The sequence below is a fragment of the Actinomadura hibisca NBRC 15177 genome, from assembly GCF_001552635.1.
Taxonomy (GTDB): domain Bacteria; phylum Actinomycetota; class Actinomycetes; order Streptosporangiales; family Streptosporangiaceae; genus Spirillospora; species Spirillospora hibisca.
Genome location: NZ_BCRO01000053.1, coordinates 35,036 through 50,695 on the forward strand (window position 1 = coordinate 35,036; position 15,660 = coordinate 50,695).

At 71.5% G+C, this 15,660-nt stretch carries 15 protein-coding genes; all 15 read left to right on the plus strand.

Annotation, left to right across the window (positions count from 1 at the left end; all coding sequences use genetic code 11):
• The first annotated feature begins 3 nt into the window (after window positions 1-3).
• The 15 genes from AH6_RS25010 to AH6_RS25080 all read left to right on the plus strand — a co-directional run bounded on the left by AH6_RS25010 (window position 4) and on the right by AH6_RS25080 (window position 15,607).
• Window positions 4-726: a DALR anticodon-binding domain-containing protein gene (locus AH6_RS25010; protein WP_083983426.1), complete on the plus strand. Its 723-nt coding sequence runs from the start codon at window positions 4-6 to the stop codon at window positions 724-726.
• Window positions 723-2,114, plus strand: coding sequence for a diaminopimelate decarboxylase (lysA, locus tag AH6_RS25015; RefSeq protein ID WP_067484083.1), 1,392 nt, complete (start codon window positions 723-725; stop codon window positions 2,112-2,114). Before AH6_RS25010 ends, lysA begins: the two co-directional genes overlap by 4 nt.
• Window positions 2,111-3,412 (plus strand): homoserine dehydrogenase, encoded by a 1,302-nt coding sequence (locus AH6_RS25020; RefSeq protein WP_067484085.1) that lies wholly within the window; start codon window positions 2,111-2,113, stop codon window positions 3,410-3,412. The genes lysA and AH6_RS25020 overlap by 4 nt, the downstream gene beginning before the upstream one ends.
• Before the next feature lie 44 nt (window positions 3,413-3,456).
• On the plus strand, window positions 3,457-4,524 hold the full coding sequence (gene thrC, locus AH6_RS25025) for a threonine synthase (protein WP_067484087.1): 1,068 nt from the start codon (window positions 3,457-3,459) through the stop codon (window positions 4,522-4,524).
• Window positions 4,525-4,538: 14 nt separating this feature from the next.
• Window positions 4,539-5,453, plus strand: a complete 915-nt coding sequence (gene thrB / locus AH6_RS25030; RefSeq protein ID WP_067484089.1) for a homoserine kinase — start codon at window positions 4,539-4,541, stop codon at window positions 5,451-5,453.
• A 439-nt stretch (window positions 5,454-5,892) separates the two neighbouring features.
• Window positions 5,893-7,935 (plus strand): transcription termination factor Rho, encoded by a 2,043-nt coding sequence (gene rho, locus AH6_RS25035; protein ID WP_067484091.1) that lies wholly within the window; start codon window positions 5,893-5,895, stop codon window positions 7,933-7,935.
• Between the two features lie 216 nt (window positions 7,936-8,151).
• On the plus strand, window positions 8,152-9,519 hold the full coding sequence (locus AH6_RS25040) for a sensor histidine kinase (RefSeq protein ID WP_245679461.1): 1,368 nt from the start codon (window positions 8,152-8,154) through the stop codon (window positions 9,517-9,519).
• A 25-nt stretch (window positions 9,520-9,544) separates the two neighbouring features.
• A complete protein-coding gene (locus tag AH6_RS25045) occupies window positions 9,545-10,192 on the plus strand; it encodes a response regulator transcription factor (RefSeq protein ID WP_067484093.1) in 648 nt (215 codons plus the stop codon).
• 171 nt (window positions 10,193-10,363) lie between these two features.
• Window positions 10,364-10,573: a 50S ribosomal protein L31 gene (rpmE, locus tag AH6_RS25050; RefSeq protein WP_067484095.1), complete on the plus strand. Its 210-nt coding sequence runs from the start codon at window positions 10,364-10,366 to the stop codon at window positions 10,571-10,573.
• Between the two features lie 114 nt (window positions 10,574-10,687).
• A complete protein-coding gene (prfA, locus tag AH6_RS25055) occupies window positions 10,688-11,752 on the plus strand; it encodes a peptide chain release factor 1 (RefSeq protein WP_067484097.1) in 1,065 nt (354 codons plus the stop codon).
• Window positions 11,749-12,609, plus strand: a complete 861-nt coding sequence (prmC, locus tag AH6_RS25060; RefSeq protein WP_067484099.1) for a peptide chain release factor N(5)-glutamine methyltransferase — start codon at window positions 11,749-11,751, stop codon at window positions 12,607-12,609. The genes prfA and prmC overlap by 4 nt, the downstream gene beginning before the upstream one ends.
• 25 nt (window positions 12,610-12,634) lie before the next feature.
• On the plus strand, window positions 12,635-13,468 hold the full coding sequence (locus tag AH6_RS25065; RefSeq protein ID WP_083983427.1) for an L-threonylcarbamoyladenylate synthase: 834 nt from the start codon (window positions 12,635-12,637) through the stop codon (window positions 13,466-13,468).
• A gap of 508 nt (window positions 13,469-13,976) precedes the next feature.
• Window positions 13,977-14,345: a PadR family transcriptional regulator gene (locus AH6_RS25070; RefSeq protein WP_067484101.1), complete on the plus strand. Its 369-nt coding sequence runs from the start codon at window positions 13,977-13,979 to the stop codon at window positions 14,343-14,345.
• The gene (locus AH6_RS25075) at window positions 14,342-15,025 is read left to right on the plus strand and encodes a hypothetical protein (protein ID WP_157431695.1); all 684 of its coding nucleotides are present in this window, start codon (window positions 14,342-14,344) and stop codon (window positions 15,023-15,025) included. Before AH6_RS25070 ends, AH6_RS25075 begins: the two co-directional genes overlap by 4 nt.
• A gap of 129 nt (window positions 15,026-15,154) precedes the next feature.
• Window positions 15,155-15,607, plus strand: a complete 453-nt coding sequence (locus tag AH6_RS25080) for a hypothetical protein (protein WP_067484105.1) — start codon at window positions 15,155-15,157, stop codon at window positions 15,605-15,607.
• Window positions 15,608-15,660 lie beyond the last annotated feature (53 nt).

Consider the following 15,660-nt stretch of genomic DNA (forward strand, 5'->3'; position numbering starts at 1 on the left):
GGCGTGACTCCAGCCGATGTGCGCGCCGCCCTCGTAGCCGCGGTGCGCTCCGCCGTCGAGGCGGGTGAGATCGCCGTGGCCTTGGCTGACGGCGATGTGCCCGTCAATGGGCGGGGGGCCGGGGTTTATGGGAGTCCGCTGGCTTTGCGGCTGGGGGTTGACGCCGAGGTTCTGGCTCGGTGGCTTCGGGATGCGTCAGGGATCGAGCGGGTCACCTGTCGTGGCGGGTTCTTGACGATCTTTGTTGACTCGGGGCGGCTCGCTGAGGACGTCCTTGTTGAAGGGGACTCTTACGGGGTTGCTCGGGTGCCTGCCGGTGGGTGGGATGAGTGGCCTCGCACGTTCGAGAATCCCGGGTTTGCGGTGCGGTTCGCATACGCTCGTGCCGCTGCTGTTCAGCGGTGGGCTGATGATCTTCAGGTACGGCCTGGGCCCGTTCTTGGGGCTCGGGAGGATGAGGAGCTTGCTCTGCTAGGGGTTCTGGCCGAGTTGCCCGGACGGGCGCGGCAGGCCGAACGGGAGCGGGACGCCGTTCCGTTGGTGCGCTGTCTGGAGCGTCTCGCGGGCGCCTACCACGACGTGCACGAACGATGTCCGGCGCTGCCCCGGGGCGACGAGAAACCCGGGGCGGTGCACGCGGCCCGCGTCACGCTGGCCGAGGCTGCGCGCATCGCCCTCGGAAACGGCCTGAACATGATCGGTGAGACCCCTAGAGAGCGGATATGAGCAGAGTTCACCCGGCTGGCGGTCGGCACGCCGACGTCCTTCCCGAAGACCACCCGCTGCCCCCGGCGGACGACCTCAACGAGTTGGAGCCTCTGGTCTGGCCCCGCGGCGCTCGGAGAAATGAGGGCGCGCTGGTTGTTGGGGGTGTTGACGTTCGGGACCTTGCGCAGGAGTTCGGCACGCCCCTGTACGTCTATGACGAGGAAGATGTGCGGTCTCGGGCGCGGGAGTATGCCCAGGCTTTTCATGACGGGGCCGTCCACTATGCGGGTAAGGCCTTCTTGTGCACGGCTGTTGCTCGATGGCTGAAGGAAGAAGGGCTCAGCCTCGACGTGTGCAGTGGGGGTGAGTTGGCGATTGCCCTCGCGGCTGGGTTCCCTGTTGAGCGCATCACCCTGCACGGCAACAACAAGTCCGTCTGGGAGCTGGAGCGGGCCCTTGAGGTCGGGGTCGGGCGCATTGTCATCGACTCTTTTGAGGAGATCGCTCGGCTCGGGTACCTCGCCCAGGAGAAGGGGCTTCGGCCCAAGGTCATGGTGCGGGTCACGACGGGTGTCGAGGCTCATACGCATGAGTTCATCGCCACGGCGCATGACGACCAGAAGTTCGGGTTCTCCCGGAGTTCTGGGGCCGCGCTTGAGGCTGTGCGGCGTGTGCTGGCTCTCAAGGACCTTGAGCTGGTCGGGCTCCACAGCCACATCGGGTCCCAGATCTTCGACGCCGACGGCTTCGAGGTCGCCGCCCACCGCCTCGCCGAGCTCCTCGTCGCCATCCGCGACGAGCACGGCGTCCAGCTCCCCGAGCTCGACCTCGGCGGCGGCTACGGCATCGCCTACACCCCCGGCGACGAGCCCCTCGACCCCAAGGACATCGCCGACCGGCTGCGCGACATCGTCGCCCGCGAGTGCCGCGCCTACGAGCTGGAGATGCCGCGCCTGACCGTCGAGCCCGGCCGCGCCATCGTCGGGCCCGGCGGGGTTACCCTGTACGAGGTCGGCACCGTCAAGGACGTCGAGGGACTGCGCACCTACGTGTCCGTCGACGGGGGCATGAGCGACAACCTGCGCACCGCCCTCTACGGCGCCGAGTACAGCGCCGTCCTGGCCAGCCGGGCCTCCGACGCGCCCCCCATGCTCAGCCGGCTCGTCGGCAAGCACTGCGAGAGCGGTGACATCGTCGTGCGCGACCTGTGGCTGCCCGAGGATCTCGCGGCCGGGGACCTGGTGGCGGTGGCGGCCACCGGTGCGTACTGTCGATCAATGGCCAGTAACTACAACCATCTGCCCAGGCCCGCCGTGGTGGCGGTGCGGGACGGCAGGGCACGGGTCATCGTCCGCCGCGAGAGCGACGAGGACCTGCTGCGGCTCGATGCGGAGGTCGAAGCGTGAAACCGTTGCGGGTGGCGCTGCTGGGCTGCGGCGTCGTCGGCACTGAGGTCGTGCGGCTGCTCGGCGAGCAGTCCGACGACCTGGCCGCGCGCGTCGGGGCACCCCTGGAGCTGGCCGGGATCGCCGTGCGGCGGCCCGACCGGGTCCGCGAGGGCGTGGACCCGGCGCTGCTGACGACGGACGCGGAGAACCTCGTCACCCGCGACGACGTGGACATCGTCATCGAGGTGATCGGCGGCATCGAGCCCGCCCGGAGCCTGATGCTGGCGGCGATGAAGGCCGGCAAGTCGGTGGTCACCGCCAACAAGGCGCTGCTGGCCGAGGACGGCGCGACGTTGTTCGCCGCCGCCCGCGAGTACGGCGCCGACCTGTACTACGAGGCGTCGGTGGCCGGGGCGATCCCGCTGCTGCGGCCGTTGCGCGAGTCGCTGGTCGGCGACCGCGTGCACCGCGTGCTGGGCATCGTCAACGGCACCACCAACTACATCCTCGACCAGATGGACACCCACGGCGCCGGCTTCAACGAGGCGCTGGAGGAGGCCCAGGCGCTGGGCTACGCCGAGGCCGACCCGACCGCCGACGTCGAGGGCTTCGACGCCGCCGCCAAGGCCGCGATCCTCGCCCAGCTCGCCTTCCACACCCCCGTCACCGCCGCCGACGTGCACCGCGAGGGCATCACCGAGGTCAGCGCCGCCGACGTGGCCGGGGCCAAGGAGATGGACAGCGTCGTCAAGCTGCTGGCCATCTGCGAGCGCGTGCCCGACGAGCAGGGCCGCAACGGCCGGGGCGTGTCGGTGCGCGTCTACCCGGCGATGATCCCGCGCTCGCACCCGCTGGCCAGCGTCCGCGAGGCCTACAACGCGGTGTTCGTGGAGGCCGAGTCCGCCGGGTCTCTGATGTTCTACGGGGCGGGCGCGGGCGGCGCCCCGACCGCCTCGGCCGTCCTCGGCGACCTGGTCGCGGTCGCCCGCAACGTGGTGGCCGGCACCACCGGCCCGGTCGAGGTGACCTACGCGTCACTGCCGCCGCTGCCGATGGGCGAGACCGTCACCCGCTACTACGTCCAACTCGACGTCGCCGACCGCTCCGGCGTGCTGGCGACGGTGGCCGAGGAGTTCGCCAAGCACGGCGTGTCCATCCAGGCGGTCCGGCAGGAGGGGCAGGGCGACGAGGCCCAGCTCGTGGTGGTGACCCACCGCGCCCCGGACGCGGCCCTGTCGGCGACGGTCGCGTCGCTGCACGGCCTGGACAGCGTGCGCGAAGTGGCGTCCGTCATGCGCGTCGAAGGCGACGAGTAACTACACTCTGCGGCAGAAACCGCAGGTCACTCTAGGAGATCGACGTGAACGCGACCGCCCGCGCCTGGCGCGGCCTCATCGAGGAGTACCGGGACCGCCTGCCGGTGACCGGGACGACGCCGGTGGTCACCCTGCTGGAGGGCGGCACGCCGCTGGTGCCCGCCAACCGGGTGTCCCAGCTGACCGGCTGCGAGGTCTACCTCAAGGTCGAGGGCGCCAACCCGACCGGCTCCTTCAAGGACCGCGGCATGACGATGGCGATCAGCAAGGCCGCCGAGGACGGCGCCAAGGCCGTCATCTGCGCCTCCACCGGCAACACCTCGGCGTCGGCCGCCGCCTACGCGGTGCGCGCCGGGATGACCTGCGCGGTGCTGGTCCCGCAGGGCAAGATCGCGATGGGCAAGCTGGCGCAGGCCCTGGTGCACGGCGCCCGGCTGCTCCAGGTGGACGGCAACTTCGACGACTGCCTGGAGCTGGCCCGCAAGTTGTCGGTCGACTACCCGGTGGCGCTGGTCAACTCGGTCAACAAGTACCGGCTCCAGGGGCAGAAGACCGCCGCGTTCGAGATCGTGGACGCGCTGGGCGACGCCCCCGACATCCACTGCCTGCCGGTCGGCAACGCCGGCAACATCTCGGCCTACTGGATGGGCTACACCGAGTACGCCGCCGACGGCGTCTCCTCGAAGCGGCCCCGGATGCTGGGCTTCCAGGCCAGCGGCGCCGCGCCGTTCGTCAAGGGCGAGCCGGTGCTCAAGCCGCAGACGATCGCCACCGCGATCCGCATCGGCAACCCCGCCTCCTGGGACCTCGCCGTCGCCGCCCGCGACGAGTCCGGTGGCGCGATCGACTCGGTCACCGACCGGCAGATCCTGGCCGCCTACCGGCTGCTGGCCGCCGAGGAGGGCGTGTTCGTCGAGCCCGCGTCGGCCGCGAGCGTCGCCGGGCTGCTCCAGGCCAGCGAGCAGGGCCTGGTGGAGCGCGGCTCGAAGATCGTCTGCACGGTGACCGGCAACGGCCTCAAGGACCCCGACTGGGCGATCTCCGGCGCTCCGGCCCCGACCACCGTCAAGGTGGACGCGCACGCCGCTGCCTCCGCGCTCGGCCTGGCCTAGGAACGGGCGGAACGATGAACTGGGCGAACGGGCCCGTCACGGTGCGCACGCCCGCGACCAGCGCCAACCTGGGCCCGGGGTTCGACTCCCTGGGCCTGGCGCTGTCGCTGCACGACGAGGTCACCGTCGAGGTGACCGGCGGCGGGCTCGCCATCGAGGTCGAGGGCGAGGGGGCCGAGGTCGCCGACCGGGGCGAGCGGCACCTGATCGTCAAGGTGCTGCGCCAGGCGTTCGACCTGCTGGGCGGCGGCCAGCCGCCCGGTCTGGCGCTGCGCTGCGCGAACCGCATCCCGCACAGCCGCGGACTCGGCTCGTCCTCGGCCGCGATCGTGGCGGGGATCGTCGCGGCGCGGCACCTGCACCCTGAGGGGCACCGGCTGGACGACGCGCGCGCCCTGGAGCTGGCCACCGAGATCGAGGGCCACCCCGACAACGTCGCGCCGTGCCTGGCGGGCGGCCTGACGGTCGCCTGGACGACGCCGGACGGCCCCCGCCTGGTGCGGCTGGAGTCGCAGGTCAAGCAGGTGACGGCGTTCGTGCCCGACCAGCGGCTGGCGACCGAGCGGGCGCGCGGGCTGCTGCCCGCGACCGTCCCGCACGCCGACGCCGCCGCCAACGCGGGCCGCGCCGCGCTGCTGATCGCGGCGCTCACCACCGGCGTCCCGGACGTGCTGCTGGACGCCACCGAGGACCGGCTCCACCAGGACTACCGCGCCCCCGCGATGCCCGAGTCGGCCGCGCTGGTGGCCCGGCTGCGCGCCGGCGGCGTGCCGGCGGTGATTTCCGGGGCAGGTCCTACTGTCCTGGCCTTCACAAGCGCATCACAAGTTGATTCGATAGGCGCACGAGTGGGTAATGGGTGGCACGTGCACCCGCTGGACGTCGCCCCCCACGGTGCCCACGTTCCCAGCGACGGCCTCCGCCCCTGACCTCTGGCACGGGGAGGGCCGGCGACACTCCGGCCGGTGCAATGATCCAGCTAGGTAAAATGCGAAGACATCGACCTCTGGGGAATAGCAGTGTGCCCTGGTGATGTTAGGCTGAATGCCGCACCAGATGCCCCGTTCGGGGCCGAGTGCTCGTCAGCCGTGCGTCACCTGTCCGGCCTTCCGGCCGCGACGGTCCCACGCACCGGGCTTCCCGTCTCCGCGACCTTCCGTTGCCAGGCTTACCACTGTGACTTCGGGCGTGGCGGACGCGGGGAATCGAACGAGCGAGCCGTCCCGTCCACCATCTGGCTGCGCCCAGAAATCGCACATCCCGGGCCTGAACAGGTCCGCGGAGCCCGACTCGGCGCCCCCGCCGGGCCGCACTACCGGGTTGCCTGGCCGACCGCCGGCCAAACCCGCTCCCTGGGAAGGACCCTTAGTGAGCGAATCCAGCGAACTCCTGACGGACGCGTCCAGCACGGCACCCACCGGCGAGGCCGCTGAGCGCACCGCCCCCCGGCGCCGCCGGACCGGCACCGGCCTGTCGGCCATGGTGCTGCCCGAGCTCAAGGCGCTCGCGTCCAGCCTCGGCATCACCGGCGTGACCGGGATGCGCAAGAGCCAGCTCATCGCCGCCATCCAGGAGAAGCAGGGCGGCGGCTCGGCCGGGGGCGAGCAGGGAACCGCTGAGCCGGCGAAGGCCGAGCGCCCGCGCCGCACCCGCACGACGCCCGCCAAGCGCGAGGCCGCCGAGGTCACCGTCGAGGCCGACAAGCCCGCCGAGAAGGCGGACAAGGCCGACAAGCCGGAGAAGGCCGAGCGCGCCGAGAAGGCCGACCGGGCCGACAAGCCCGAGCGCGCCGAGAAGACCGAGCGGCGCGACCGGCAGGCCAAGCCCGAGGCCGCCGAGGACGGCGAGTCCCAGGGCGGCAACCGCGAGCGCGGCGAGCAGGGCGGCGGCCGCGAGGGCAACCGCCGCAACCGGCGCGAGCGCGGCGACCGCAACAACGACCGCGGCGAGCGCGGTGACCGCAACGAGCGCGGGGAGCGCGGCGAGGGCCGCAACAACCGCGACGGCGGCAACCGCGACGGCGACAACGAGGGCGGCCGCGAGCGCGGCGGCGACCGTGGCGAGCAGGGCGGCCGCAACCGCGACCGTGACCGCGACCGCGGCGAGCAGGGCGGCGGCCGCCAGCGCGGCCAGAACGCCGGCGGCGGCCAGGGCGGCGGCGGCAACAACGCCGACGACGACGAGCGCGGCGGGCGGCGCGGCCGCCGGTTCCGCGAGCGCAACCGCGGCCGCGGCGGCCGTGGCGAGCGCTACGAGGAGCCGGTGATCAGCGAGGACGACGTCCTGATCCCGGTCGCCGGCATCCTGGACATCCTCGACAACTACGCGTTCGTGCGGACCACCGGCTACCTGCCCGGCCCCAACGACGTGTACGTGTCGCTGGCCCAGGTCCGCAAGAACGGCCTGCGCAAGGGCGACGTCATCACCGGCGCCGTCCGGCAGGCGCGCGAGGGCGAGCGGCGCGAGAAGTTCAACGCGCTGGTCCGCCTCGACACCGTCAACGGCATGGAGCCCGACCAGGCCAAGCAGCGCGTCGACTTCTCGAAGCTGACCCCGCTGTACCCGCAGGAGCGGCTGCGCCTGGAGAGCGACGCGGGCGTGCTGACGACCCGGATCATCGACCTGGTCTCGCCGATCGGCAAGGGCCAGCGCGGTCTGATCGTGTCGCCGCCCAAGGCCGGCAAGACGATGGTGCTCCAGGCGATCGCCAACGCGATCACCAAGAACAACCCCGAGTGCCACCTGATGGTCGTGCTGGTCGACGAGCGGCCCGAAGAGGTCACCGACATGCAGCGCACGGTCAAGGGCGAGGTCATCCACTCGACCTTCGACCGGCCCGCCGAGGACCACACCACGGTCGCCGAGCTGGCCATCGAGCGCGCCAAGCGGCTGGTCGAGCTGGGCCACGACGTGGTCGTGCTGCTCGACTCGATCACGCGCCTCGGCCGTGCCTACAACCTGGCCGCCCCGGCGTCGGGCCGCATCCTGTCCGGTGGTGTGGACTCCACCGCGCTGTACCCGCCCAAGCGGTTCTTCGGCGCGGCCCGCAACATCGAGAACGGCGGCTCGCTGACGATCCTCGCCACCGCCCTGGTGGAGACCGGGTCCCGCATGGACGAGGTCATCTTCGAGGAGTTCAAGGGCACCGGCAACATGGAGCTCAAGCTCAACCGCTCCCTGGCCGACAAGCGCATCTTCCCGGCGGTGGACGTCGACCAGTCCTCCACCCGCAAGGAGGAGATCCTGATGGCGCCCGAGGAGCTGCGGGTGGTGTGGCAGCTGCGCCGCGTCCTGCACGCCCTCGACACCCAGCAGGCGCTGGAGCTCCTCATCGAGAAGATGAAGGAGACCAAGTCCAACGCGGAGTTCCTGATGCAGGTGCAGAAGACGACCGTGTCGGACGACCGCTGATCCGGCGGCGGCCGGGCCGTCCCCCGGGCGGGGGCTGACCGGACGCCGCAGTGCAGCACGAAGCCGTGTGGGCCAGAGCCGAACGCTCTGGCCCACACGGCTTTTCCGTCTCCGGCCCGCTTCATGCTGGGGCTAGCCCCACCATCGGTCCGGCAGCGGGCCGCATGGTTCCGGGCGGCGGGAGGCCCCAGGCTGGGGACGTACGTTGGTCGGGGCGTGGAGGACGATGTGAGCGAGCAGGCGGGCGAGCAGGGTGAGGTCGCCGTGGCGGCCGGAGGGCGGCGTCCGGTCAGCGTCGCCGACGGCGGCTGGGGCCTGGGGGCGATGGCCCGGTCGTCGCTGACGTGGCGGTCGGCGGTCTACCTGACGGCGCACGCGCCCCTGGCGTTCGCGTGGTTCGTCGTGCTGGCGATCGGGTTGTCGATGTCGCTCGCCACCGCGATCATCTGGGTGGGCCTGCTGCTGCTCGTCGTGCTGATGGTGTCGTGGCGGGCGGGGGCGCGGCTGGAGCGGGTGTTCATGCGGGCCGCGTTCGGCGTCCGCATCCCCGACCCCTACCGGGAGCAGGCGCAGGGCAGCGGCCCGCTGGCCCGGCTGCGCGTCATGGCCGCCGACCCCGCCACCTGGAAGGACCTGCTGTACCTGGCGCTCGCCCTCCCGATCGCCATCGTCGAGACCGCCCTGTCGATCGTGCTGTGGGCGCCCGCGGCGATGCTGATCGCGACGCCCCTGATCGTGCTGGCCGAGGACGGGCGCGGCGCGGAGGTCAGCTTCGGCTTCGTGTCCTACTGGGCGGGCGACCCCGTGGAGGCGCTGCCGATGGTCGTGCTCGGCGTCGGCTGGGGCGTCGTCGCGATGTACGGGACGCGCATCATGGCCGTCGGCCACGCCCTCTACGCCCGGCTGCTGCTCGGTCCCAGCGTCTCGCAGACAGAGAACCGCGAGCTGCGGGCCCGCACCGAGCACCTGCGCGCCAGCCGCGCCCGGGGCGTGGACGCCGTGGAGTTCGAGCGGCGGCGCATCGAGCGCGACCTGCACGACGGCGCCCAGCAGCGCCTGCTCGCCGTCGCGATGGACATCGGCCGGGCCCGCGCCAAGCTCGACCAGGACCCCGAGGGCGCGCGGGCGCTGATCGAGCAGGCGCACGCGGGCACCAAGGAGGCCATCACCGAGCTGCGCGACCTGGCGCGCGGCATCTACCCGGCGATCCTGACCGACCGCGGGCTGGACCCGGCGCTGTCGGGGCTGGCCGGGCGGGCGCCGGTGCCGGTCGAGGTGGAGGTCGACCTGCCCGACCGGCCGCCCGCCGCCGTGGAGAGCATCGCCTACTTCATCGTCGCCGAGGCGCTGGCCAACATCGCCAAGTACGCGCGGGCCACCCGGGCGTCGGTGCGGGTGGTCAAGGAGGACGCCTGGGTCGTGGTCGAGGTGATCGACGACGGCGTGGGCGGCGCGCACGCGCGGCCCGACGGCGGCCTGGCGGGCCTCGCCGACCGGGCGGCCACCATCGACGGGATGCTGATCGTGGACAGCCCGCCCGGCGGCCCCACCATCGTCCGCGCCGATCTCCCGTGCTCCTGGTAGGCGGTCTGCCCCGATAATGGGGGACATGCGGGTGGTGATCGCCGAGGATTCGGTGTTGTTGCGCGAGGGCCTGGTCCGGCTGCTGGCCGACGCCGGGATCGAGACGGCCGGCACCGTCGGGGACGGCCCCGGCCTGCTCGGCGTGGTGGAGGAGCACCGGCCCGACCTCGCGATCGTGGACGTGCGGATGCCGCCCTCGTTCACCGACGAGGGGCTGCGCGCCGCGCTCGCGGTGCGCGAGCGCCTGCCGGGCACGCCGATCCTGGTGCTCTCGCAGTACGTCGAGGAGCGCTACGCCACCGAGCTGATCGGCGGCGGCGCGGAGGGCGTCGGCTACCTGCTCAAGGAGCGGGTGGCCGACGTCGCCGAGTTCATCGACGCGGTGCGGCGCATCGCGGCCGGCGGCACGGTGATCGACCCGGAGGTGATCGGCCAGCTGCTGGGCCGGCGCCGCACCGGCGACCCGCTGGAGGCGCTGACCCCGCGCGAGCACCAGGTGCTGGGGCTGATGGCGCAGGGCCGCTCCAACGGGGCCATCGCCGCCGACCTGGTCGTCACCGAGGGCGCGGTCGAGAAGCACATCTCCAACATCTTCATGAAGCTGGGCCTGCAACCCGCCCAGGGCGGCCACCGCCGCGTCATGGCGGTGCTGGCCTACCTCGGGCGCGCCTGAGCGCCGCCCGCCCGGCAAGATCGGGAATGGGCGGTGACCTCGGCACGTTCGGGTATCTGGCACACTTGGTGTGCAACCGCTGCGGTACCGGTTCACGCTCCCCTTCGCCACGGCCCGGCCGGGTGAAGCGCGGGGACGCCCGGCGACCGCCCTGAGCGAGGAGAAATCCCCATGAAGGCCGACATCCACCCGAACTACGTCGTCACCACGGTGACGTGCACCTGCGGGAACACCTTCGAGACCCGCAGCACCGCGGACAACGGCGTCATCCACGCCGACGTCTGCTCCAACTGCCACCCGTTCTACACGGGCAAGCAGAAGATCCTGGACACCGGCGGCCGGGTGGCCCGCTTCGAGCAGCGCTTCGGCAAGAAGAAGTAGTTCGCGCTCGACGCAGCACAGACAGGGACGGCCCGGGGACCCCAAGGCGTCCCCGGGCCGTTCGAAGTCGGCACCCGGAGGCCACACGCGGCCGGACAAGGCCAGGAACACACCGTGAATCTCGACGAGTTCATCAGCGAATATACGGACATCGAGGGGCGGCTCGCCGACCCCGCGGTCCACGCCGACCAGGCTCTGGCGCGCCGGCTGGGCAAGCGCTACGCCGAGCTGCGCCCCATCGTCGAGACCTTCCGGGAGCTGTCGGCCACCGAGGACGATCTCGCCACCGCGCGCGAGCTGGCCGGTGAGGACGAGGCGTTCGCCGCCGAGGCCACCGACCTGGAGAAACGCAAGGGCGAGCTGGAGGAGCGGCTGCGGCGCCTGCTGGTGCCCCGCGACCCCAGCGACGACAAGGACGTCCTCCTCGAAGTGAAGGCGGGCGAGGGCGGCGAGGAGTCGGCGCTGTTCGCCGGCGACCTGCTGCGCATGTACCTGCGCTACGCCGAGCGCGCCGGCTGGAAGGCCGAGATCATCGACTCGCACCCCTCCGACCTCGGCGGCTACAAGGACGTCACCGTCGCGGTGAAGGCCAAGGGCGGCACCGGCGAGGGCGTGTGGACGCGGCTGAAGTACGAGGGCGGCGTGCACCGCGTGCAGCGCGTCCCGGCCACCGAGTCGCAGGGCCGCATCCACACCAGCGCCGTCGGCGTGCTCGTCACGCCCGAGGCCGAGGACGTGGACGTCCAGATCGACGCAGGCGACCTGCGCATCGACGTGTACCGCTCGTCGGGCCCCGGCGGGCAGAGCGTCAACACCACCGACTCGGCGGTCCGCATCACCCACCTGCCGACCGGCGTGGTGGCCTCCTGCCAGAACGAGAAGAGCCAGCTCCAGAACAAGGAGCAGGCGCTGCGCATCCTGCGGTCCCGGCTGCTGGCGATCGCGCAGGAGGAGGCCGACGCCGCCGCGTCCGCCGAGCGCAAGAGCCAGGTCCGCACCGTCGACCGCTCCGAGCGGGTGCGCACCTACAACTACCCCGAGAACCGCATCTCCGACCACCGCGTGGGCTACAAGGCCTACAACCTGGACCAGGTCCTGGACGGCGACCTGCACAACGTGACGCAGGCGCTGGTGGACGCCGACATGGAACGCCGGCTGGCCGAAGCACAAGGCTCATGAACCTGCTCCTCGACGAGATCGCCAGGGCGACCGCGCGGCTGGCCGACGCCGGCGCGGCCTCGCCGCGCGCCGACGCCGAGGAACTGGCCGCCGCCGTGCACGGGGTCAACCGCGGCGAGCTGCACAAGGTGCCCGACAGCGCGTTCGACGCGCGGTTCTGGGAGTACGTGGCGCGCCGCGAGGCCGGGGAGCCGCTCCAGCACATCACCGGCCGCGCCTTCTTCCGCTACCTGGAGCTGAAGGTCGGGCCGGGGGTGTTCGTGCCCCGCCCCGAGACCGAGGTCATGGTCGGCTGGGCGCTGGAGACGCTGCGCGACATGGACGTGCGCGACCCGCTGGTGGTCGACCTCGGCACCGGCTCGGCGGCGATCCCGCTGTCGATCGCGCAGGAGGCCCCCCGCGCGCGCGTGCACGCGGTGGAGAAGGACCCGACCGCGTTCGTGCACGCCACCCGCAACGTCGAGGAGCTGGACGAGCGCGGCCGCGTCCGGCTGCACCTGGACGACTTCGGCACCGCGCTCGCCGAGCTGGACGGCACCGTCGACCTGGTCGTCAGCAACCCGCCCTACATCCCGATGAGCGAGTGGGAGTACGTGCCGCGCGACGTGCGCGACCACGACCCCGCCGACGCGCTGTGGGGCGGCGGCGACGACGGCCTGGACGCCATCCGCGTGGTGGAGCGCACCGCCCGCCGCCTGCTGCGGCCCGGCGGCTACGTGGCCGTCGAGCACTCCGACCTGCAGGGCAACGGCGTCTACTGGATCTTCGCCGAGGAGAACGGCTGGCGCGACGTGCGCAACCGCCGCGACCTCACCAACCGGGACCGCTTCGTCACCGCGCGCCTGGGCACCGACTGACCCGGGCCTGGAAGGAAGTTCATCCGTGAGCCGACGCTACGACTGCTCCGACCCCATGGAGCGCGCCCGGGGGATCGCCGAGGCCGTCTCGGCGGTGCGCCGCGGCGAGCTGGTGGTGCTGCCGACCGACACCGTGTACGGGATCGGCGCCGACGCGTTCACCCCGCCCGCCGTCTCCTCCCTGCTGGACGCCAAGGGCCGGGGCCGTGACATGCCGCCGCCGGTGCTGGTGGGCTCGGTGCGGGCCGCCGCCGCCCTGGTGGAGGACCTCGGCACCTACGGCCAGGACCTGATCGACGAGTTCTGGCCGGGCGCGCTGACGCTGGTGTGCCGCGCGAACCAGAACCTGCTGTGGGACCTCGGCGAGACCAAGGGCACGGTCGCGGTCCGGATGCCGATGCACGAGCTGGCGGTGGAGCTGCTGAAGGAGACCGGCCCGATGGCGGTCAGCAGCGCCAACCTCAGCGGGCGGCCCGCCGCGCGCACCGCCGAGGAGGCCGAGAAGATGCTCGGCGACTCGGTGTCGGTGTACCTGGACGGCGGGATGTCGGGCCACGCCGACCCGTCCACGATCGTGGACCTGACGGGCGCGATCCCGCGGTTGTTGCGCGCGGGCGCGATCCCCGAGGACAAGATCCGCTCGGTGGTCGGCGTGTTGCTGACCGACGAGGACGACCGGGACGAGCCGCTGCCGGTGGTCTCCGACCCGGAGCCGGAGCCCGCCAAGCCCTCTCTGGTGAAGGAAGAAGCCGCGCCCGGGGCAGAGGGTGGGGAGTCCGCTGTCGAGCCCGCCGAGCCTGCACTGAAGGCGGAGGAGCCCGCTTCCAAGCCGTCCCTCACCAAGGACGACCCCAAGTAGTGGTCCGCGCGTCCCGGCGCTCGTTGGTTCCGCTGACTTCAGAAACGACACCGGGGCTGGTGACGGGCATGAAGCCGACAACCAGCCGCTCTGGCGGTCAGCCGTCGGTGCCCGACATCATCACGTCAACGGCGATCAGATCGGGATGTGTCGTCCACGGTCAGGACGCTGCCCTCGTCCAAACCGTCATCTCGCGTGGCTCGGAAACCGCACGTCCTGTAATGGTGTGAGCCTGGGGCATCGGCAATGAGGAACGCCCTCTGCTTGTGACGAATGACCAGAACAGCAACTGATCAGTGTGGCTTCACGGCAGGTCGGGACGTTTCGAAACGCGTTCTCCTGTCCGCCCGAACGATGCGGCCAGCGTGGGAAGGGTGCTTCCCAGAGGACTTCCGTACTGGAGTGTTCGGCATCCGCCGAGGCGGTGGGCCGGGGGGTTGCAAGTCGTACGGCCCTTTGTTCGGACGCTACCTTGCGGTGCAAGACTCCACCAACTATCTTGCAAAGCATGTTAGCTCCGGACGAGACGATCCGTCGTCGCAGCCAGTGGCTGCGCGGTGTGCTCGATCTCTGCCTGCTGGCCGTGAACGCCGACGAACCCGCCTACGGGTACGAGATGACGCAACGACTTGCTGCCGCAGGTTTGGACGCCGTCGCCGAAGGGTCGATCTATCCGGCCCTCGGACGCCTTCAGCGCGACGGCCTGCTGGAGACCTACCTGGTGAACGGTGGCGGCGGGCCTCCGCGCAAGTACTACCGGCCTACCGGAGCTGGCCGCAAGGCGCTGGCCGACTGGTCCTCCGAGTGGGAACAGCTCGTGGACGGCGTCGCCGCCGTCCTGGCACGGGTTCCTCAGATGGAGGGGGAAGACCAGTGAACGGTCAGGTCGTCAAGCAGTGCCGTCGCACGTGGCGTCGTCTGGGAGTGCCGCGTGCGGTCGTCGCCGACATGACCGCCGAACTGACCGCTGACCTGGAAACGGCATGTCAGGACGGTCGCGACCCGCAGTCCTATGTAGGCGGCAATCCGGCGGGTTTCGCCCGGGCCTGGGCATCGGAGCGCGGTGTCGTTCCAGTGCGGCCACTGATCGGCCGCGTGGCCACCGTCGCGATCGTCTGCGGCCTCCCGGCTGCTTTTATGGGGTTGTTCGTGGCTTATGGTCTGGGCAGCGATGCCATGGCGGACGCAGCAGGCGGCGTCACATCCGGGGAGTCCCCGACCTGGCTGATTCTCGTGGGTTATGTGTTGAGTGCGGTGTTCGCGTGGGCGGGGATGCTCGGCGGCGTGTCGGCGGCGCTGCGCTTCCACGGTGATGCCGCCCGGCGTGCGACGGTCCGCAGACTCGCGTTCGCCCTTCCTGCGGCCGGCCTCGTCGCGGCGACGGTCACCATCGGCATCGCCGCCCGACTGGAGTTCCCGTTCGGGGTTCGTTACCTACTGGCGGAGAGCCTTGGTCCGGCGCTGTTCCTCGCGTCGGTCGTCGCGTTGGTCCGTTGGAGCGTTGTCCGCTCTGATACAGGACGGCGCGTGCCGGAACGGCATCTGATCCCGGACTGAAGTGCTCCCCGCCTGGAGCGGAGACATTGCAGAGACGTACCGGAGACAGCGTGAAGACGCATCGAAGACGCGCCTCCTGTTGCTTCTTCCCGTGGCCCGAAGAGGGCCGCATCGAAAAAGGGAGGAAACGTGTCCGAACGTCTCAAGAGCACCGCGCGTCGGGTCGCGGTGGGGGCACTGGTGATCGGCGCCTTCAGTGCCGAAGTGGCGCTGCCCGCCCACGCCGAGGGACAGTTCCGTACCAACATCAGCTCCTGGTACCCGGGCAAGACCTCGCGGGCCTGGAGCGACAAGAACAACGACGGTTGGAAGACCGCCGTGGAGATGGCGTACTGCAGCGGGAACTCGCGCAACGTCATGGGCGCTCAGGTCGAGTTGCGCCGGCACCGGCGCCTCCGGCCGGATGCCTCGTACGGCAACCGGGCCTACGTCCGGTCGCAGTGCCGGGGGAGCCGCGCGTCGCGAGGCCAGTGGGGAGACCAGACGGCAGGGAGCTACCGCTTCAAACTGTCCAAGATCAACAATGGCCAGGGGACGACCGGTTACACCTGGTCCGCCCGCTGGGTCGGCGTCTACTACTGACCCTCCGCCCCGGGCCCGTCCAGAGTTCTCCACCGGACGGGCTCGGGGCGCCC

Excerpts from the sequence above, each read along its gene's own strand:
- lysA (WP_067484083.1), top strand. The coding sequence starts at position 723 with ATGAGCAGAGTTCACCCGGCTGGCGGTCGGCACGCCGACGTCCTTCCC.
- thrB (WP_067484089.1), top strand. The coding sequence starts at position 4,539 with ATGAACTGGGCGAACGGGCCCGTCACGGTGCGCACGCCCGCGACCAGC.
- AH6_RS25045 (WP_067484093.1), top strand. The coding sequence starts at position 9,545 with ATGCGGGTGGTGATCGCCGAGGATTCGGTGTTGTTGCGCGAGGGCCTG.
- rpmE (WP_067484095.1), top strand. The coding sequence starts at position 10,364 with ATGAAGGCCGACATCCACCCGAACTACGTCGTCACCACGGTGACGTGC.
- prmC (WP_067484099.1), top strand. The coding sequence starts at position 11,749 with ATGAACCTGCTCCTCGACGAGATCGCCAGGGCGACCGCGCGGCTGGCC.
- AH6_RS25070 (WP_067484101.1), top strand. The coding sequence starts at position 13,977 with ATGTTAGCTCCGGACGAGACGATCCGTCGTCGCAGCCAGTGGCTGCGC.